This window comes from Streptomyces sp. R-74717, assembly GCF_047305335.1.
Taxonomy (GTDB): Bacteria; Actinomycetota; Actinomycetes; order Streptomycetales; family Streptomycetaceae; genus Streptomyces; species Streptomyces atratus.
This window is the reverse complement of the sequence record NZ_CP102361.1, coordinates 7,702,005-7,720,849: the sequence shown is the minus strand read 5'-3', so window position 1 is coordinate 7,720,849 and position 18,845 is coordinate 7,702,005. Positions and strand designations below refer to the sequence as shown.

Here is an 18,845-nt window from a genome sequence, read left to right as displayed (position 1 = left end):
GGCCCCAGTGACCAGCGCACCACAGTCACAGCCGGCCCCGGCCCGGCCCACCAGCCGCGATGTCGCGCGGGCCGCGGGCGTCTCGCAGGCCACCGTCTCCCTCGTGCTCGGCGACAAATGGCGAGGCAGGGTCTCCGAGGCCACCGCCGAGCGTGTACGGCACGCCGCGCACGAACTCGGCTACCAGCCCAATCTCGCCGCCCGCAGCCTCCGTCTCGGCCGCACCAGGACCGCACTGCTGGTCGTCCCCGCGCTCACCAACGAATTCTTCGCACGCGTCTACACCGGCGCCGCCGCGGTCGCCGCCGAACACGGCTTCGGGGTCGTCCTCTACCCGTCCCCCGAAGGCACGGGGCCGGCCAGGGATCCCTTCGCCTCGGCGCGCGCCTCCCTCGACGGGGTGATCGCCTCCTCCATGGCCGCCGGCGCACTGGACGTGCTGCGTGGCGCCGGCCTGCCGCTGGTCATGCTCGACAGCGACCCGGCGGACACCGGCGTCGCGGCACGGGTCAACCTCGACATCGCCGACGGCATGCGGCAGGTCGCGGAGCATCTGCTCGCGCTGGGCCACCGCCGCTTCGTCCACCTTGCGTCGGCGGTCGACACCTGGACCTTCGCGGTCCGTGCCCGGGCGCTCCACGACGCCCTGGGGGCGGTGCCCGGCACCTCCGTACGGACCGTCACGGCGCCGCTCGACGTACAGGCAGGCCGCGAAGAAGCGGAGCACGCACTCGGCGCCTCCGGCCCCCGGCCCACCGCCATCGTCTGCGACGACGACATCCTCGCCGCGGGCGCCTGCAAGGCTGCCCGCAGGCTGGGGCTCCGTGTCCCCGACGACCTCTCCGTCACCGGTTTCGACGATCTGGCCCTGGCCACAGCCGTCGAACCGGAGCTCACCACCGTGCAGCTGCCCGCCGAGCAGGTCGGTGAACGCGGCATGGCCGCCCTGCTGGCGGTCCTGGACGGCCGCCCGGCCGAGCCCGGCAGCCTGCCCGTGCACCTGGTCGCACGAGGCTCCTCGGCGCCCCCGTCCGCGGACGGTCAGCGCTCATGACGGTGCCCCGGCCCGCCGGGAAGGGCGGACCGGGGCACCGGCACAGCGTGGACTACTCCTCGGAGGACTCCACGTCCCCACCGGAATCGGTGGACTTGGTGACATCCGTCGTGCTCGCAGGGGACTCCGTCCCGGAGGACTCAGCCCCCTCGCCGTCCTCGATGTCGGAGGGGGCATCCGTCGGTGCGGAGCCGCCGTCCGCCTCCAGCAACCGCGCCAGCTGCCGGCCGACGATCCGCTTGAACTTCCGCTGCTGCGGCCTCGTACGGTCCAGGACCGCGACTTCCAGCCGCTCCGCGGGGATCTCCCGCTCGCTGCCGTTGGGATCGCGGGACAGCGCCTGCACCGCCAGCTTGAGCGCCTCGGCGAGCGTCATGCCGTCGCGGTGCCGCTGGTCCAGGAAGGTGCTGATCTGCTCGGCATTCCCGCCGACCGCGACCGATCCGTGCTCGTCGACGATCGAGCCGTCGTGCGGCAGCCGGTAGATCTGGTCGCCCTCCGGCTCGGCGCCGACCTCGGCGACCACCAGCTCCACCTCGTACGGCTTCTCGGCCGCACTGGAGAAGATGGTGCCCAGCGTCTGCGCATAGACATTGGCCAGCCCACGGGCTGTCACATCGTCACGGTCATAGGTGTATCCACGCAGATCCGCGTAGCGCACACCGCCGATGCGGAGATTCTCGTACTCGTTGTACTTGCCGGCGGCGGCGAAACCGATCCGGTCATAGATCTCGCTGAACTTGTGCAGCGCACGGGACGGGTTCTCGCCGACGAACACAATGCCGTCGGCGTACTGCAGCACAACAAGGCTGCGACCACGGGCGATGCCCTTCCGGGCGTATTCCGCCCGGTCGGCCATGGCCTGCTGAGGTGAGACATAGAACGGCGTCGACACCGGTTATCCGTCCCTTTCTGTCAGTGACAAGAGCATCGAAGAAGCAGCGGAACGGGGATCAGAGCAGCGCGGCGCGCGGGCCGTCGGGCTGTTCCAACCGGCGTTCCAGAATCGAGCGGGCGATCTCGGAGGATTCCGCCTCGACCAGCTTCCGGAAGCCTTCGTCGGTGATGACGGTGACGATCGGGTAGATCCGCCGGGCCACATCGGGACCGCCGGTCGCCGAGTCGTCGTCCGCGGCGTCGTACAGCGCCTGCACGACCAGGGTGAGGGCCTGCTGCTCCGTCAGATCCTCGCGGTAGAGCTTCTTCATCGAGCCACGGGCGAAGATCGACCCGGAGCCGGTGGCAGCGTATCCGTGCTCCTCGGAGCGGCCGCCGGTGACGTCGTACGAGAAGATCCGGCCCTTTCCGCGGTCGACGTCGAAGCCGGCGAAGAGCGGCACGACGGCGAGGCCCTGCATGGCCATCGCCAGATTGCTGCGGATCATCGTGGAGAGCCGGTTCGCCTTGCCCTCCAGGGAGAGCTGGGCGCCCTCGACCTTCTCGAAGTGCTCCAGCTCCAACTGGAAGAGCTTGACCATCTCCACGGCCAGTCCGGCCGTGCCGGCGATGCCCACCGCCGAATACTCGTCGGCCGGGAAGACCTTCTCGATGTCGCGCTGCGCGATCATGTTCCCCATGGTCGCCCGCCGGTCGCCGGCCAGGACCACACCGCCGGGGAACGTCGCCGCGACGATGGTCGTCCCGTGCGGCGCCTCGATGGCCCCCTGCAGAGGCGGCAGGTTCCGGTTGCCCGGGAGCATGTCGGGAGAATGGTCGGACAGGAAATCCATGAACGAAGAGGATCCCGGCGTCAGGAAGGCAGCTGGTAGACGCCCGGTGCTACGAGTGTTGGCTTCCACGCGTTTCCCTCCAGGTATGCGACGGCCCTGCGCAAGGTGTCAGGATCGTCTCCCAACGTGCCGATGGCCGAATTGCAGTTGATGCGTTTACGCCACGGACCCTACCCGTCCCGCGGCAGTGGTCCACATGGACTGCGGGGCAGCTGCACGGCCTGCGGTGCCGCTTGTGGCCGCGCGGTACGGGCCGACCCGGCCCGTACCGCGCGTACCTCTCCACTCCCCCGCGTTCACATGTGTGAACTACTGTCCACCCTTTTGAACGAAGGAACGCACGAAGTCCTCTGCGTTCTCCTCGAGTACGTCATCGATCTCGTCCAGAACCGAGTCGACATCGTCGCTCAGCTTCTCCTGGCGCTCCTTGAGGTCCTCGGACGCCTGCGCGTCCTGCGCCTGCTCCTCGACCTCCTCGGTGGAGCGCGTCGCCTTCTGCTGTCCGCCGCCGGTGTCCTTGGTCGCCATTTAGCTCACCCCGCTCGGTTCGAAGCACTTGATCAGACCCTACCTACGGGGTCCGACATTGGCCCGGTAGTTGTCTCAACGTCCGGGGGTCATCCCGATGTTTCCCCGATCGCGGCCCTTTCAGCCGCCCGACAGCACCTGGACCAGCTCTTCCGCCGTGCGACAGCGGTCCAGGAGCTCCTTGACGTGATTACGGGTGCCGCGGAGCGGTTCCAGGGTGGGTACGCGTTGCAGTGAGTCATGGCCCGGCAGGTCGAAGATGACCGAGTCCCAGGAGGCCGCGGCCACGTCGTCCGCGTACTGTTCCAGGCAGCGGCCGCGGAAATAGGCCCTGGTGTCCTCCGGAGGCTTCGTACGGGCCTTCTCGACCGCGTCCTCGTCCAGCAGGCGCTTCACCTTCCCGCGGGCCACCAGACGGTTGTAGAGGCCCTTGTCGGCCCTCACATCGGCGTACTGGAGATCCACCAGGTGCAGGCGCGCCGCGTCCCAGTCCAGGCTGTCCCGGCGGCGGTAGCCCTCCATGAGCTCCCGCTTGGCGATCCAGTCGAGCTCGCCGGACAGGCTCATCGGATCGTTCTCCAGCCGGTTGAGGGTGTCCTCCCAGCGGATCAGGACGTCCTTGGTCTGCTCGTCGGCGTCCACCCCGTACCGCTCCTCTACGTACTTGCGGCCCAGCTCGAAGTACTCCATCTGGAGCTGCACCGCGGTGAGCGTACGCCCACTACGCAGCGTGATCAGATGCTTCAGCGTCGGGTCGTGGGAGACATGGTGCAGGGTACGCACCGGCTGGTCGACCGCGAGATCGACGTTGATGAAGCCGTCCTCGATCATGGAGAGGACCAGGGCGGTGGTGCCGAGCTTGAGATAGGTGGAAATCTCCGAGAGGTTCGCATCGCCGATGATCACATGGAGCCGGCGGTACTTCTCGGCATCGGAATGGGGTTCGTCGCGGGTGTTGATGATGGGGCGCTTGAGGGTGGTCTCCAGCCCGACCTCGACCTCGAAGTAGTCGGCGCGCTGACTGATCTGGAAGCCGTGCTCGTGCCCGTCCTGGCCGATTCCCACGCGTCCCGCTCCGGTGACCACCTGGCGGGAGACGAAGAACGGGGTCAGATGGCGCACGATGTCGGAGAACGGGGTCTCCCGCTTCATCAGGTAGTTCTCGTGCGTGCCGTACGAGGCGCCCTTGTTGTCGGTGTTGTTCTTGTAGAGGTGGATCGGCTGCGCGCCGGGAAGCTGGGCCGCGCGTTCGGCCGCTTCGGCCATGATGCGTTCGCCGGCCTTGTCCCAGAGGACCGCGTCCCGCGGATTGGTGACTTCCGGGGAGCTGTATTCGGGGTGCGCATGGTCGACGTAGAGGCGGGCCCCGTTGGTGAGGATGACATTGGCCAGGCCGATGTCCTCGTCGGTGAGCTGGCTGGAGTCCGCGGTCTCGCGGGCGAGGTCGAAGCCTCGCGCGTCCCGCAGCGGGTTCTCCTCCTCGAAGTCCCAGCGGGCGCGGCGCGCCCGGTGCATCGCCGCTGCGTAGGCGTTGACGATCTGGGATGAGGTGAGCATGGCATTGGCGTTGGGGTGGCCGGGGACGGAGATCCCGTACTCCGTCTCGATGCCCATTACTCGCCGTACGGTCATGCGGCCCTCCTTGCCCGGCGGCGCTCCCTTGAGGGGGCGGCGCTCAAGTACCGCTGCTTGTCCGGTGCGTGTGCGGTGCCCGTCCCCGCACTGCGCGACCGGGCGGTACGCAAGAGCCTAGAGCGACTCTGTGCTGGTGGGGAGATCAATTACGTCATTGCTGCGGTGTCGCGTGAGCTGTCCGGAAAGCAACCGGCTGCGGATGCCCGGCCGGGCATCCGCAGCCGGTCTGCGTTCTACAGGTACTGCCCAGTATTCGCCACCGTGTCGATGGACCGACCGGTGTCTGCGCCCTGCTTTCCGGTGACCAGCGTACGGATGAAGACGATCCGCTCGCCCTTCTTGCCGGAGATCCTGGCCCAGTCGTCCGGGTTCGTGGTGTTCGGCAGGTCCTCGTTCTCCTTGAACTCGTCCACACACGCCTGGAGGAGATGGGAGACCCGAAGGCCCTTCTGGCCCTGGTCGAGGAAGGCCTTGATGGCCATCTTCTTGGCCCGGTCGACGATGTTCTGGATCATCGCGCCGGAATTGAAGTCCTTGAAGTAGAGGACTTCCTTGTCGCCGTTGGCGTACGTGACCTCGAGGAAGCGGTTCTCCTCGGACTCGGTGTACATCCGCTCGACGACCGACTGGATCATGGCGTGCGCAGCGGATTCCTTGGATCCGGTGTGCTCCGCGAGGTCGTCCGCGTGCAGGGGCAGCGAAGGCGTGAGGTACTTCGCGAAGATGTCCTTCGCGGCCTCTGCGTCGGGGCGCTCGATCTTGATCTTCACATCGAGGCGGCCGGGTCGCAGGATCGCGGGGTCGATCATGTCCTCGCGGTTGGAGGCGCCGATGACGATGACGTTCTCCAGGCCCTCGACGCCGTCGATCTCGGCGAGCAGCTGGGGGACGATGGTGTTCTCCACGTCCGAGCTGACGCCGGATCCCCGGGTGCGGAAGAGGGACTCCATCTCGTCGAAGAAGACGATGACGGGGGTGCCCTCGCTCGCCTTCTCACGGGCACGCTGGAAGACCAGGCGGATGTGCCGCTCGGTCTCGCCGACGTACTTGTTGAGGAGTTCCGGGCCCTTGATGTTGAGGAAGTAGCTCTTGCCCGCGGGCTGGCCGGTGACTTCGGCGACCTTCTTGGCAAGGGAGTTGGCCACTGCCTTGGCAATGAGTGTCTTGCCGCAGCCGGGCGGGCCGTAGAGCAGGATGCCCTTCGGTGGCCGCAGTTCGTGTTCCTTGAAGAGGTCGGGGTGGAGGTAGGGGAGCTCGACCGCGTCCCGGATCAGCTCGATCTGGTCGCCCAGGCCGCCGATCTTGTCGTAGTCGATGTCCGGTACTTCTTCGAGAACGAGCTCTTCGACCTCGCTCTTGGGCACCACTTCGTAGACGTAGCCGGACCTGGGCTCGAGCAGCAGTGCGTCGCCGGGGCGGATGGTGATGTCCAGCAGCGGCTCGGCGAGCCGTACCACCCGTTCCTCGTCGGTGTGCCCGATGACCAGGGCCCGTTCGCCGTCCTCGAGGATTTCCTTGAGTGTGACGATGTCCCCGGCCCGCTCGAATTCCATGGCGTCGACCACGTTGAGCGCTTCGTTGAGCATGACTTCCTGACCGCGCCGGAGGTCGTCGAGCTCAACGCTGGGGCTGACATTCACCCGGAGCTTTCGGCCCCCGGTGAAGATGTCGCAGGTGCCGTCCTCATTGCCCTGCAAGAACACACCGAAACCGGCCGGCGGCTGTGCGAGCCGGTCGACTTCTTCCTTGAGGGCCACGATCTGGTCGCGGGCCTCGCGGAGTGTGTTGGCGAGCCGCTCATTCTGCGCGGACACGCCTGCCAGGTTGGTCTGCAACTCGACGATCCGCTCTTCGAGAATCCTCGTATGGCGCGGAGAGTCGGCGAGCTTACGTCGCAGGACGGCGATTTCCTGCTCGAGATAGGCGACCTGGCCGGCTGGGTCTTCGGACCCCCGCCCGGGCCGGATGCCGCGGTTGATGTCGTCGTCGTGGGCTGCCACGGTCCTCACCTCCTCCAAGGGGAGCTGGACGCTTCCTGACCCTACCTGGGTGGGTGATGATTGAAACCCCTAGATCACAAAGACTGCGAGGCGTGTCCGATCTTCACCCTTGCGTTCCCCCTCGTGTCAGGGGAATACCCACCCTTCAACATCGGAAAGCGGCCGGTTGTATCGTCGAACCGTTCAACACCCGTCAGGGCTGGCTACTTTTGGTTCGGATACGCAGGAAACGGCAGGAGAAATGACCGTGCAGCAGGACGCTCCCACCGGCAGCGACACGCAGGACCTGGAGGTCTGGATCGACCAGGACCTCTGCACGGGAGACGGCATCTGCGTGCAGTACGCACCCGAGGTGTTCGAGCTGGACATCGACGGTCTGGCGTATGTGAAGAGCGGCGACGACGAGCTGCTGCAGGACAAGGGCGCGACGACGCCCGTACCGCTGCCGCTTCTTCAGGATGTGGTCGATTCGGCCAAGGAGTGCCCGGGCGACTGCATCCATGTACGTCGCGTTTCGGACAGGGTAGAGGTGTACGGTCCCGAGGCCGCCTGATCCGGCGGTTCCGGGCGAGCGATCACGCGCAGTGACCGATCAGGCGCTGCTCGGGGCGGCCTGGGCGGCACGGACGAATGCGCCGCCCTGCCACTGCCAGGTGACCTCTTCCTGCTGGTCGGGACAGCAGCGCGGCACTGCCGCCGAGGAGTAGCCGAGCAGGGTGGCGGAGATGATGCCGTCACGCACCGCGAAATCACCGACGCTCATCTTCTGGGCGGGGTCCACCAGGGTCGCCACGACCCGGGGTGTGGCCCCGCTTCCTTGTGTGAGGACGTAGACGCCGCTGGGCGGGGTGCCGGAACCGGCCGCGCAGTGGACCACGGCGACGGTCTCGGGGCGGCCGTCGCCGTCGAGGTCGCCGGGTGCCTGTTTGGCCACGGTGTTCTCCAGCCCGCCGCATTCCGTCGGGAAGGTCGCCCGCTCCGGGTCGGGTGCGGTGACGGATGTGGTGCCGTGCTGCGCGGTGGTGCGGTGGGGGGTCGAGGCGGAGGCCGTGGGGTCCGGCTGGAGCATGCCTGCGGTTGCGACGACAGCAGCCATGGCTGTCGCGGTGGCCAGCCAGTGCAGCGGCCTGGTGTCGGTGTGCGCGAGGTCCGGGAGCTCGGAGGGCTGCACGCGGGATGTCTCCTGTGGTTCCTGTGGTTCGAGGATGCCTGGGTGGGTGGTGCCGCCGGTGGGACGTCCGCGGTGGCGTGGGGGTGGCCAGCATCGTGCCACACCTCACAGAGCAGCGGAACGGTGGGGTCGGCACGGACGAGCTTCCGTTACGGCAACGAAAGGGCGCCGCCGCCGAGTTCCCGGGTCGGTCCGGGAACTCGGCGGCGGCGCCGGTACGTTGTGCGGCTCAGCCGCGGGAGGAGCCGCTCTGGCTGCCGGGACCGTCGTAGTCCTCGCCGTAGGCGCCCTTGGCGGGGCGGCGGCGGCGCAGCGGGGCCTCCACGCCGTCGGCCAGACGGCGGGCGGTGACGAGGAAGCCGGTGTGGCCGATCATGCGGTGGTCCGGGCGGACGGCCAGGCCCTCGACGTGCCAGTTGCGGATCATCGATTCCCAGGGCTGCGGTTCGGCGAAGCAGCCGATCTCTCGGATGGACTCGACGGTCCGCGCGAGCTGGGTGGTGGTCGCGACGTACGCGCAGAGGATGCCACCGGGCACGAGCGCCTTGGAGACGGCCTCCAGGCACTCCCAGGGGGCGAGCATGTCGAGGATGACACGGTCGACGTCGGTGTCCGAGAGGTTGTCCTGGAGATCGCCGACGGTGAGCTGCCAGGCGGGGTGCGGTTCGCCGAAGTAGCGTTCCACGTTCTGCCGGGCGATCTCGGCGAAGTCCTCGCGGCGCTCGTAGGAGTGCAGCATGCCCTGGTCGCCGATGGCGCGCAGCAGGAAGGTGGAGAGCGAGCCGGAACCGACGCCGGCTTCCACGACGCGGGCGCCGGGGAAGATGTCGGCGAAGGCCAGGATCTGCCCCGCGTCCTTGGGGTAGACCACGGCTGCGCCGCGGGGCATGGACAGGACGTAGTCGGGGAGCAGGGGGCGCAGCGCGAGGTAGGCGACGTTTCCCGTGGTTCGGACAACACTGCCCTCGGGGGCACCGATCAGCTCGTCGTGCGGGAAAGAACCCTTGTGGGTGTGGAAGTTCTTTCCGGCTTCGAGCGTGAAGGTGTAGTGGCGTCCCTTGGGATCGGTGAGCTGGACCTGGTCCCCGACCTTGAAGGGCCCGCGTCGGCGGGCGGCACCGGTCGGTTCAGACATGTGACCAGCGTACCGGTGATTCCCGGCGCGCCGACCGCGAGCCCGGGCGGTCAGGCGGCGGGCCTGGCCAGGGCGGCGACAAATGCCCGTTCGACGTCGGCGGTGGACAGCACGCCGTAGATCTCGCCGGTCTCCTCGAGGACGAGGTATTCGGTGGCGGGGTTGGCCTTGAGCCTGTCCAGGAGTGCTTCGCCGGCCAGCTCGGCGGAGATCTTCATGCCCTCGGTGAGGTCCTGGGCGAGGCTGCTGACGGCGACCCAGGGGCGGCGGTGTTCGGGGACGGAGACGATGGCCGTCTCTCGGACGACGCCCTGGGGTTCGCCGTGTCCGTCGACGACGACGAGGGCGCGGGCGCCCGCCTCGTTGGCGCGGCGCAGGGCCTCGGAGAGCGGGGTGGCGGCCTCCACCGGAACGGCGCGCCGGGTGAGGGTGCGGGCGCGCAGTTCGGGGAGGTGTTCGCGCAGGCGGGCCATGCGCAGGCTGTTGCCCGCACCGGTCCAGATGATGGCGGCGAGGATGGCGGCGAGCAGCGCGTCGGTGACGGTGTCCAGGCCGCTGAGGTCTCGGGGGTTGTTCCCGAAGGAGCCGGTGTGGGTGAGCAGCGGGAGGCCGATGAGGGTGACGACGGCGAGCGCGCGGCCGACCCAGGCGGCGGCGACGGTGCCGCTCATCGGCCGCCCTGTGATCTTCCAGACGACGGCGCGGAGCATGCGCCCGCCGTCGAGCGGAAGACCGGGGAGGAGGTTGAAGGCGGCCACCAGGAGGTTGGAGATCATCAGTCCGGCGAGGAGGACACCGGGCACGGTACCGGGCGCGACGAACGTCATCCCTACGTAGAAGAGCCCGGCGAGCACCAGGGAGAGCAGCGGGCCGACGAAGGCGAGAACGAATTCGCGGCCGGGGGTCTCGGACTCCTTCTCGATCTCGGAGACGCCGCCGAAGAACTGGAGCTGGATGCGGCGCACCGGCAGCTTGTAGCGCAGCGCGACGACCGTGTGGGCGAGCTCGTGGACGAGTACGGACGCATAGAAGGCGATCGCGAAGAAGAGGGAGACCAGATAGCGGGCCGCGCCGAGTTCGGGCAGCACCCGTTCGAGCTGACCTCCGAAGACCCAGGTGATCAGTGCGGCCACGATGAACCAGCTGGGCGCGACGTACACGGGCACGCCGAAGGGTCGGCCCATGAGCAGGCCGCCGCCGGGCTCTTCGGGGCGCCGCGGTTCGCCCTTCTCGGGGCCGGCGCCGGGGTCCGTTCCCCCTGCACCGGGCTGCGGCCGCCCGCTGTCGCCGCTCTCGTCCACGAGGTCCCTTCGGTCGGTGCTGTACGGCACGATCATGCAGTGTTCGAGGGTGTGTGGTCGATGGTATGCCGCCGGCTGTCAGTGGCGGGCCGTAGGGTCTTCGACATGACCTCCCTGCCGCGGCCGCCTCAGCCGCCTTCGTCCCTGTCGCCGTCGCGGGCGAGCGATTTCATGCAGTGTCCTCTGCTGTACCGCTTCCGGGTCATCGACAAACTGCCGGAGAAGCCCAGCGAAGCGGCGACCCGGGGGACGCTGGTGCATGCGGTGCTCGAGCGGCTCTTCGACAACCCGGCGGTGGAGCGCACGGCCGGCCGGGCCACGGCGCTGATCCCCGGCCAGTGGGACCGGCTGCTCGAGTCGAAGCCGGAGCTGTCGGAGCTGTTCGCGGAGGATGCCGGGGGCGAGCGGCTGGCGCGTTGGCTCTCGGAGGCGGAGAGCCTGGTGGAGCGGTGGTTCTCACTGGAGGATCCGACACGCCTGGAGCCCGCCGAGCGGGAGCTGTTCGTCGAGACGGAGCTGGAGTCGGGACTGCATCTGCGCGGGGTGATCGACCGTATCGATGTGGCGCCGACGGGCGAGGTCCGGATCGTCGACTACAAGACGGGGAAGGCACCGCGCCCGGAGTACGCGGAAGGCGCGCTCTTCCAGATGAAGTTCTACGCTCTGGTGATCTGGCGGCTGAAGGGTGTGGTGCCCCGTCGGCTCCAGCTCGTCTATCTCGGCAGCGGCGACATCATGACGTACGACCCGGTGGTGGCGGATCTGGAGCGCGTCGAGCGGAAGCTGCTGGCGCTCTGGGACGCGATCCGGCGGGCGACGGAGACGGGCGAGTGGCGGCCCCGGCCGACGAAGCTCTGCGGCTGGTGCGACCACCAGTCGGTCTGCCCCGAATTCGGTGGCACTCCCCCGGTTTATCCGTTGTCAGTACGCCCGGCGGAGTCGGAGCAGGATGTGCAGGGCAGAATGGATCCGGTCCGTGCTGAGGCCGGCCGGCCTGTGGCCCTCGAAGGACCTTAAGGAGACCCTGTGGCTATCCGCGTCCTACTGGTCGATGACCAACCGCTGCTGCGCACCGGCTTCCGAATGATTCTGGAGGCGGAGGGGGATCTCGCGGTGGTGGGCGAGGCCGGTGACGGCCTCCAGGCTCTCGACCAGGTGCGGGCGCTGCAGCCCGATGTGGTGCTGATGGACATCCGTATGCCGCGGATGGACGGCGTCGAGGCGACGCGTCAGATCACCGGTCCCGGCCGTGACGGTCCGGCGAAGGTGCTGGTGCTGACCACGTTCGATCTCGACGAATATGTGGTGGAGGCGCTACGCGCCGGTGCCAGCGGCTTCCTGTTGAAGGACGCTCCGGCCAATGAGCTGGTGCAGGCCATCCGCGTGGTCGCCGCAGGCGAGGCGATGCTCGCTCCGAGCATCACCCGCAGGCTGCTCGACAAGTATGCGGACCATTTGCCGTCCGGCGAGGAGCCGGTGCCCGACACCCTGCACACGCTGACGGACCGTGAGGTCGAGGTGCTGAAGCTGGTGGCGCGCGGTCTGTCGAATGCGGAGATCGCCGCGGATCTGTTCGTCAGTGAGACCACGGTCAAGACGCACGTCGGGCATGTGCTGACCAAGCTCGGCCTGCGCGACCGGGTGCAGGCAGCCGTATACGCGTACGAGAGCGGCCTGGTGCGCCCCGGCGCCCAGTGAGCGGACCAGCGCGCGGACCGGGAAACGGCCCTGCGCGCGACGGCGCCCCGGCCGGGCCCGGCCGGGGCGCCGTCCGTGCTCAGACGGTGCCCTTCCCCAGCTCCCAGAGCTGGAGGTCGGCGGAGGAGTTGACCGCCCACTCGACGCCGGTGAGGTCTTCGCGGGAGGCGGCGTACTGCTTGCCCTGCCAGATCGGCAGTACGGGGACGTCGTTGGCGACGGTGTCCTGGAGCTGCTGGAAGGTCTTGGCCGAGGCGCTGCGGTCGGTCTCGCGGCGGGACTGCGGAATGAGCGTCTTCTGGGCCAGGGTCGACTTGTAGGGCGAGTTGAGGAAGTTGTTCTTGTCGAGGAACGGCGCCATGAAGTTGTCGGGGTCCGGGAAGTCGGGGAACCAGCCCATGCCGTAGACGGCGTAGTCGCCGCGCAGCTGTGCCGGGCGGTACTTCGCCCAGGGGGTTCCCTGGACGGTGACGTCGAACAGTCCGGTGTCGTTGAGCTGCTTCTTCAGGGTTCCGAACTCGGCGGCGGTGCCGGCGCCGACACGGTCGGTCGGGTAGTGGAGCGTGAGCTTCACCGGGGTGTCGACGCCTGCGGCGTTCAGGATCGCCGCAGCCTTCGTGGGGCTCGGTTCGCTGTACTTGTTGTAGAACGAGTTGGCGTGCGCGGTGATGCCGGACGGGATCAGCGAGTACAGCGGCTCGGCCGTGGTGCCGTACACCTTGCTCGCGATTTCACCGCGGTCGATGATCTGGGCCATGGCCTGGCGGACGGCCTTGTTCTTCACAGCCGGGTCGTTGGTGTTGAAGCCCAGGAAATGGATGGCGAGGCCGGGCATCTCGGTGAGCTTGATGCCGTCCCTGGGCTTTTCGAGCATCTGCTGGGACTGCTCGGGCGACATGGTGCGGGTCATCATGTCGATCTTCTCGTTGTCGAGGGCCTTGCCCATGGCCGTCGGGTCAGGGAAGACGTCGAGCTCGACCTTCTCGTTCCGTACCTTCAGATCCCCCTTGTAGTGGGGGTTCCTGGTGAAGAGCACCTTGACGACCTGGTTGTGCTCGACTTCCGGCTTCATGATGTACGGGCCGGAGCCGTCCACCTGGAATCCGGTACGCGCGGTCTTCGCCGCGTACTTGCTCTGCGGCACGATCCCGGCGACCGGGGTGGCGAGCTTGTACGGGAACGTGGCGTCCGGCGCGCGCAGATGGAAGATGACCTCCCGATCGCCCTGGGTCTCGACCGTGTCGATGTTGTCGAGCAGGGCGGCGGGCCCGTTCGCGGCGTCGATGCGGATGACGCGGTCGATGGAGTACTTCACATCATCGGCGGTTATGGCCTTGCCACTGGAGAACTTCAGACCACTGCGCAGCTTGCAGCGGTAGCTCTCGTTCTGCGTGTCCGTGAAGGTGCAGCTCTCCGCGGCTTCGGGCACCGGCTCGCCCCCGCCGCGCGGCACGTGCACCAGGGTCTGCACGGTCTGCCGGAGCACGTTCCATACGCCGGCTTCGTAGCCGATGGCGGGGTCGAGCGGCGCGGGGTTGGCCTTGGAGGCGACGAACTGGTCCGTGGTGCCGACAACGATGGCGGCCTTGCCATCGCCCCCGTCGCCCGACGCGCCGCAGGCGGCGAGTGCGGGTGCGAGCAGGCCGACGACGGCCGGCAGCACCAGAGTCTTGCGGTTCATCTTGGACGCTCTCCCTCATCCGTGCATTGAGAAAGCGACATTAGTAGGCGCCGTCGGCAATGCCGGACCGGAGATGTCCCGATGCGTAATCAGACGGTGATGGGAATTAGCGGCGAGCCGTTTCCTCGTCCAGGAAGGTTTCGTACAGGGCCTCACTAATTTGGACATTTCAACACACCAAAACGGACATCTCGGTGGATCTCGAAAAGCCTTCAAAGGTCATTCAGGTGATAAAGCTCACGCCCGGGGCTCTTTCCTCCCTTTGCCGTACGCCCGGCTTGCACACACTTACGTACGACAGAAAATGCACCATCCGACGCCGAGAGTTTTTCGATTTATTCACAGAAACACTCTCGGTGTGCGGATCACTGCAATCCCGTGATCAGGCCCCGGAGAAATGCGAGATCGACTTCTTCGAGCGAACGTACGACCACTCGGCCGGAGGCAGGGGCGATCGGCGCGACGGACGGTACGGCGACCACCCGGCAGCCCGCGGCCTCCGCCGCCGCGACGCCGGTCGCGGTGTCCTCGATGACCGCGCAGAGCTCGGGGACCGCCCCGAAGCCGGACGCGGCGGTGAGATAGGGCTCCGGGTGCGGTTTGGTACGGGAGACCTCGTCGCCCGCGACGGTGAGGGCGAAGTGGTGGGCGCCCACCGAGTCCAGCACCCGGTCGATGATCCGCCGGTGCGAGGCGGAAACCAGGGCGGTGGGAATCTCGTGCCTGGCCAGCTCGGCCAGCAGCCGTGCCGCGCCCGGCATCAGCGGCACCCCGCGGCCGATGCGCCTCTCGAAGCGGTCGTTGAGCAGCACGGTGAGTTCGGCGAGGGTGATGTCCGCGCCGGTGACATCCATGAGGTAGCCGGCGCTGCGGGTCATCGGCCCGCCGACCACCACGTCCCGCCAGGCCTCGTCGAGCTGATGTCCGAGCTCGGCGAAGACCTCCACCTCGGCGTCCCACCAGAAGCCCTCGGTGTCGACGAGCGTGCCGTCCATGTCGAGCAGGACGGCCTGCAGAGCGGCGCCTTCGGCCGTGCGGGTCATGGACGCGGGAACCGTGCTGGTCATCCGGCACACCTTCCGTAAGGGACGAGAAGGCCGGCCGCCATTTCCCGTGGGAAGGGCGACCGGCCTGCACTGGACCGACCAGTGTACGACTTGTCCGGCTACCGCGCGCTGAACGGCGTCTTACCGCGCGTTGAAGTACTTCGCCTCCGGGTGGTGGATGATGATCGCGTCGGTGGACTGCTCCGGGTGCAGCTGGAACTCCTCCGAGAGATGCACACCGATCCGCTCGGGCTGGAGCAGCTCGGCGATCTTCGCCCGGTCCTCCAGGTCGGGGCAGGCGCCGTAGCCGAGCGAGAAGCGCGCACCGCGGTACTTCAGCGCGAACATGTCCTCGACATCGGCGGGGTCCTCGCCGCCGAAGCCGAGCTCGGAGCGGACCCGGGCGTGCCAGTACTCGGCGAGGGCCTCGGCCAGCTGTACGGACAGGCCGTGCAGCTCCAGGTAGTCGCGGTAGGAGTTGGCCTCGAAGAGCTTCGCGGTCTCGCCGCCGATCTTCGAGCCGACGGTGACGACCTGGAGGCCGATCACATCCGTCTCGCCGGACTCCTCGGGGCGGAAGAAGTCCGCGAGGCAGAGGCGGCGGCCGCGGCGCTGGCGCGGGAAGGTGAAGCGGGTGCGCTCGGAGCCGTCCTCGTGGAGCAGGATCAGGTCGTCGCCCTTGGAGACGCAGGGGAAGTAGCCGTAGACGACGGCGGCTTCCAGCAGGTTCTCCGTGTGCAGCTTGTCGAGCCAGCCGCGCAGGTGCGGGCGGCCCTCGGTCTCGACCAGATCCTCGTACGTCGGTCCGTCACCGGCGCGGGCCTGCTTGAGACCCCACTGGCCCTTGAAGAGCGCGCCCTCGTCCAGCCAGGACGCGTACTCCTTGAGCTGGATGCCCTTGACGACCCGGGTGCCCCAGAACGGCGGTGCGGGGACCGGGTTGTCGACGGCGACGTCGGAGCGGACGCCCTCCTCGGGCTCGTCGACCTCCAGGACCGCCGTGTCTCGCTTGGGGACGCGGCGCTGCTTGAGTTCGGGGAGGGTGGCGCCGGGGACGCCGCGCTTGACCGCGATGAGGGCGTCCATCAGGCGCAGCCCCTCGAACGCGTCGCGGGCGTAGCGGACCTCGCCCTCGTAGATCTCGTGGAGGTCCTGCTCGACATAGGCCCGGGTGAGGGCCGCGCCGCCGAGGATCACCGGGAAGTCGGCGGCCAGCTTGCGCTGGTTCAGCTCCTCCAGGTTCTCCTTCATGATCACGGTGGACTTCACCAGGAGGCCGGACATGCCGATGACGTCGGCGCGGTGCTCCTCGGCGGCCTCCAGGATCGCGGAGACGGGCTGCTTGATGCCGAGGTTCACGACGTTGTAGCCGTTGTTGGACAGGATGATGTCGACGAGGTTCTTGCCGATGTCATGGACGTCGCCGCGGACCGTGGCCAGGACGATGGTCCCCTTGCCCTCGGCGTCGGACTTCTCCATGTGCGGTTCCAGATAGGCGACCGCGGTCTTCATGACCTCGGCGGACTGGAGCACGAACGGCAGCTGCATCTGGCCGGAGCCGAAGAGCTCACCGACGACCTTCATGCCTTCGAGCAGCGTGTCGTTGACGACGTCGAGGGCCGGGCGGGTCTGCAGGGCCTCGTCGAGGTCGGTCTCCAGGCCGTTCTTCTCACCGTCGATGATGCGGCGCTGGAGGCGCTCGTCGAGCGGCAGGGCGAGGAGTTCCTCGGCCTTGCCCGCCTTCATGGACTTCATGTTGACGCCCTCGAAGAGCTCCATGAGCTTCTGGAGGGGGTCGTAGCCCTCTGCGCGGCGGTCGTAGATGAGGTCGAGCGCGACCTTGACCTGCTCCTCCTCGAGGCGTGCGATCGGCAGGATCTTGGAGGCGTGCACGATCGCCGAGTCGAGTCCGGCCTTGACGCACTCGTCGAGGAAGACGGAGTTCAGCACGACGCGGGCGGCCGGGTTGAGGCCGAAGGAGATGTTGGACAGGCCCAGCGTGGTCTGGACGTCGGGGTGGCGCTTCTTCAGTTCGCGGATGGCCCCGATGGTGGCGATGCCGTCGCCCCGGGACTCCTCCTGACCGGTGCAGATGGTGAAGGTCAGGGTGTCGACGAGGATGTCCGACTCCTTGATGCCCCAGTTGCCCGTCAGGTCCTCGATGAGCCGCTCGGCGACGGCGACCTTGTGCTCGACGGTACGGGCCTGGCCCTCCTCGTCGATGGTCAGGGCGATCAGCGCGGCGCCGTGCTCGCCTGCCAGCGCGGTGACCTTGGCGAAGCGGGACTCGGGTCCGTCGCCGTCCTCGTAGTTGACGGAGTTGAGGACGGCACGGCCGCCGAGCTTCTCCAGACCGGCCCGCAGGACGGGCAGTTCGGTGGAGTCGAGCACGATCGGGAGGGTGGAGGCGGTGGCGAAGCGGCCGGCCAGCTCCTCCATGTCCGCCACACCGTCGCGGCCCACGTAGTCGACGCAGAGGTCGAGCATGTGGGCGCCCTCGCGGATCTGCTCGCGGGCCATCTCCACACAGTCGTCCCAGCGGGCCTCCAGCATGGCCTCGCGGAACTTCTTCGACCCGTTGGCGTTCGTACGCTCCCCGATCGCGAGGTACGAGGTGTCCTGGCGGAACGGGACGGTCTGGTACAGGGACGCGGCGCCCGGCTCGGGGTGCGGGGTGCGGGGAGTGACGGCGACGCCGCGGACCCGCTCGACGACCTGGCGCAGGTGCTCCGGGGTCGTACCGCAGCAGCCGCCGACCAGCGAGAGGCCGTACTCGCGTACGAAGGTCTCCTGGGCGTCGGCCAGCTCGGCCGGGGACAGCGGGTAGTGCGCGCCGTCCCTGCCGAGCACGGGGAGGCCGGCGTTGGGCATGCAGGAGAGAGGAATGCCCGAGTGGCGGGCGAGGTAGCGCAGGTGCTCGCTCATCTCGGCGGGGCCGGTGGCACAGTTCAGGCCGATGAGGTCGATGCCGAGCGGTTCCAGAGCGGTGAGCGCCGCGCCGATCTCGGAGCCGAGCAGCATCGTGCCGGTCGTCTCCACGGTGACGGAACAGATCACCGGAAGACTGGCACCGGTGGCCTCCAGGGCGCGGCGGGCGCCGATGACGGAGGCCTTGGTCTGCAGGAGATCCTGGGTGGTCTCGACCAGGAGGGCGTCGGCCCCGCCGGCGATCATGCCCTCGGCGTTCTGCTGGTAGGCGTCGCGGAGTTTGGTGTACGGGGCGTGACCCAGCGTCGGAAGCTTCGTGCCCGGGCCCATGGAGCCGAGCACCCAGCGCTGTTGTCCGGTGGAGGCGGTGAACTCGTCGGCGACCTCGCGGGCGATGCGCGCGCCTGACTCGGAGAGCTCGAAGACCCGCTCGGCGATGTCGTACTCGCCCAGGGCCGCCAGGTTGGCGCCGAAGGTGTTCGTCTCGACGCAGTCCACGCCGACGGCGAAGTACTCCTGGTGCACGGAGCGCACGATGTCGGGGCGCGTGACGTTCAGGATCTCGTTGCAGCCTTCGAGGTTCTGGAAGTCCTCGAGGGTGGGGTCCTGCGCCTGGAGCATGGTGCCCATGGCACCGTCGGCCACCACCACCCGGGTGGCAAGTGCCTCGCGGAGGGCTTCGGCTCGGTTCCGGCTGTCGGCGGAAGGGGTCGGCGACGAGGCCATGGATGTACTCCCTGGGATGCGACGGCTGTCGGCTTTGCGTCTTCGGCGGAAGGCGCACCAGGCCAGCGTAGCCGGGCAGCGCCCGGGGCCGTCACTCCGTCCCACGGAACGGACGGCATGCTGTGCGGGGAGATGTCCGAATCACAGTGGTGCCGCAGTTTTCCTGTGGGATCGAGCACAGGTCGACATCGACCGATAGTGTTCAGCATTGT

15 protein-coding genes and 1 pseudogene are annotated in these 18,845 nt (G+C 68.1%); 4 read left to right on the top strand and 12 right to left on the bottom strand.

Translation table 11 applies throughout. From position 1 onward, the window contains the following. Positions 1-7 precede the first annotated feature (7 nt). Positions 8-1,054, top strand: a complete 1,047-nt coding sequence (locus NRF20_RS35380) for a LacI family DNA-binding transcriptional regulator (protein ID WP_398629098.1) — start codon at positions 8-10, stop codon at positions 1,052-1,054. Positions 1,055-1,106: 52 nt separating this feature from the next. On the opposite strand, the gene prcA is transcribed toward NRF20_RS35380, so the two are convergent. From prcA to arc, 6 genes and pseudogenes are all read right to left on the bottom strand, one after another. Then, positions 1,107-1,949: a proteasome subunit alpha gene (gene prcA, locus NRF20_RS35375; protein ID WP_382950796.1), complete on the bottom strand. Its 843-nt coding sequence runs from the start codon at positions 1,947-1,949 to the stop codon at positions 1,107-1,109. Between the two features lie 58 nt (positions 1,950-2,007). Next, on the bottom strand, positions 2,008-2,853 hold the full coding sequence (gene prcB / locus NRF20_RS35370) for a proteasome subunit beta (RefSeq protein WP_398629099.1): 846 nt from the start codon (positions 2,851-2,853) through the stop codon (positions 2,008-2,010). Beyond that, positions 2,805-2,992 (bottom strand): annotated as a pseudogene (locus NRF20_RS35365) (endonuclease domain-containing protein); the annotation flags it as partial. The gene prcB and the pseudogene NRF20_RS35365, both read right to left, overlap by 49 nt. 101 nt (positions 2,993-3,093) lie before the next feature. After that, positions 3,094-3,312: a ubiquitin-like protein Pup gene (locus NRF20_RS35360; protein WP_016325855.1), complete on the bottom strand. Its 219-nt coding sequence runs from the start codon at positions 3,310-3,312 to the stop codon at positions 3,094-3,096. Positions 3,313-3,432: 120 nt separating this feature from the next. Then, positions 3,433-4,944 carry a depupylase/deamidase Dop gene (dop, locus tag NRF20_RS35355; protein WP_398629100.1) on the bottom strand — a complete coding sequence of 504 codons (1,512 nt, stop codon included), beginning with the start codon at positions 4,942-4,944 and terminating at the stop codon, positions 3,433-3,435. 236 nt (positions 4,945-5,180) lie between these two features. Beyond that, a complete protein-coding gene (gene arc, locus NRF20_RS35350; RefSeq protein ID WP_398629101.1) occupies positions 5,181-6,947 on the bottom strand; it encodes a proteasome ATPase in 1,767 nt (588 codons plus the stop codon). Positions 6,948-7,188: 241 nt separating this feature from the next. On the opposite strand from arc, the gene NRF20_RS35345 reads away from it, so the two are divergent. Then, positions 7,189-7,500: a ferredoxin gene (locus tag NRF20_RS35345; RefSeq protein ID WP_114243630.1), complete on the top strand. Its 312-nt coding sequence runs from the start codon at positions 7,189-7,191 to the stop codon at positions 7,498-7,500. A 39-nt stretch (positions 7,501-7,539) separates the two neighbouring features. On the opposite strand, the gene NRF20_RS35340 is transcribed toward NRF20_RS35345, so the two are convergent. The 3 genes from NRF20_RS35340 to NRF20_RS35330 all read right to left on the bottom strand — a co-directional run bounded on the left by NRF20_RS35340 (position 7,540) and on the right by NRF20_RS35330 (position 10,554). Then, positions 7,540-8,118, bottom strand: coding sequence for a hypothetical protein (locus NRF20_RS35340; RefSeq protein WP_398629102.1), 579 nt, complete (start codon positions 8,116-8,118; stop codon positions 7,540-7,542). Between the two features lie 229 nt (positions 8,119-8,347). Then, positions 8,348-9,253 (bottom strand): tRNA (adenine-N1)-methyltransferase, encoded by a 906-nt coding sequence (locus tag NRF20_RS35335; protein WP_266362854.1) that lies wholly within the window; start codon positions 9,251-9,253, stop codon positions 8,348-8,350. A gap of 50 nt (positions 9,254-9,303) precedes the next feature. After that, positions 9,304-10,554 (bottom strand): site-2 protease family protein, encoded by a 1,251-nt coding sequence (locus tag NRF20_RS35330; protein ID WP_114248900.1) that lies wholly within the window; start codon positions 10,552-10,554, stop codon positions 9,304-9,306. A 171-nt stretch (positions 10,555-10,725) separates the two neighbouring features. On the opposite strand from NRF20_RS35330, the gene NRF20_RS35325 reads away from it, so the two are divergent. Both NRF20_RS35325 and NRF20_RS35320 read left to right on the top strand, forming a co-directional pair. Further along, positions 10,726-11,571, top strand: a complete 846-nt coding sequence (locus tag NRF20_RS35325) for a RecB family exonuclease (protein WP_413753914.1) — start codon at positions 10,726-10,728, stop codon at positions 11,569-11,571. A gap of 9 nt (positions 11,572-11,580) precedes the next feature. Further along, positions 11,581-12,252 (top strand): response regulator, encoded by a 672-nt coding sequence (locus NRF20_RS35320; RefSeq protein WP_093541287.1) that lies wholly within the window; start codon positions 11,581-11,583, stop codon positions 12,250-12,252. 79 nt (positions 12,253-12,331) lie between these two features. Here NRF20_RS35320 and NRF20_RS35315 read toward each other — a convergent pair whose 3' ends face one another. The 3 genes from NRF20_RS35315 to metH form a co-directional block, all read right to left on the bottom strand. Further along, positions 12,332-13,933 (bottom strand): ABC transporter substrate-binding protein, encoded by a 1,602-nt coding sequence (locus NRF20_RS35315; protein ID WP_398629103.1) that lies wholly within the window; start codon positions 13,931-13,933, stop codon positions 12,332-12,334. Positions 13,934-14,298: 365 nt separating this feature from the next. Continuing rightward, positions 14,299-15,000, bottom strand: coding sequence for an HAD family hydrolase (locus NRF20_RS35310; protein WP_266362850.1), 702 nt, complete (start codon positions 14,998-15,000; stop codon positions 14,299-14,301). A gap of 120 nt (positions 15,001-15,120) precedes the next feature. Further along, the gene (gene metH / locus NRF20_RS35305; RefSeq protein WP_413753913.1) at positions 15,121-18,633 is read right to left on the bottom strand and encodes a methionine synthase; all 3,513 of its coding nucleotides are present in this window, start codon (positions 18,631-18,633) and stop codon (positions 15,121-15,123) included. Positions 18,634-18,845: the final 212 nt, after the last annotated feature.

Excerpts from the sequence above, each read along its gene's own strand:
- dop (WP_398629100.1), bottom strand. The coding sequence starts at position 4,944 with ATGACCGTACGGCGAGTAATGGGCATCGAGACGGAGTACGGGATCTCC.
- NRF20_RS35335 (WP_266362854.1), bottom strand. The coding sequence starts at position 9,253 with ATGTCTGAACCGACCGGTGCCGCCCGCCGACGCGGGCCCTTCAAGGTC.
- NRF20_RS35310 (WP_266362850.1), bottom strand. The coding sequence starts at position 15,000 with ATGACCAGCACGGTTCCCGCGTCCATGACCCGCACGGCCGAAGGCGCC.
- NRF20_RS35315 (WP_398629103.1), bottom strand. The coding sequence starts at position 13,933 with ATGAACCGCAAGACTCTGGTGCTGCCGGCCGTCGTCGGCCTGCTCGCA.
- NRF20_RS35325 (WP_413753914.1), top strand. The coding sequence starts at position 10,726 with ATGCAGTGTCCTCTGCTGTACCGCTTCCGGGTCATCGACAAACTGCCG.
- NRF20_RS35360 (WP_016325855.1), bottom strand. The coding sequence starts at position 3,312 with ATGGCGACCAAGGACACCGGCGGCGGACAGCAGAAGGCGACGCGCTCC.
- NRF20_RS35345 (WP_114243630.1), top strand. The coding sequence starts at position 7,189 with ATGACCGTGCAGCAGGACGCTCCCACCGGCAGCGACACGCAGGACCTG.
- metH (WP_413753913.1), bottom strand. The coding sequence starts at position 18,633 with ATGGCCTCGTCGCCGACCCCTTCCGCCGACAGCCGGAACCGAGCCGAA.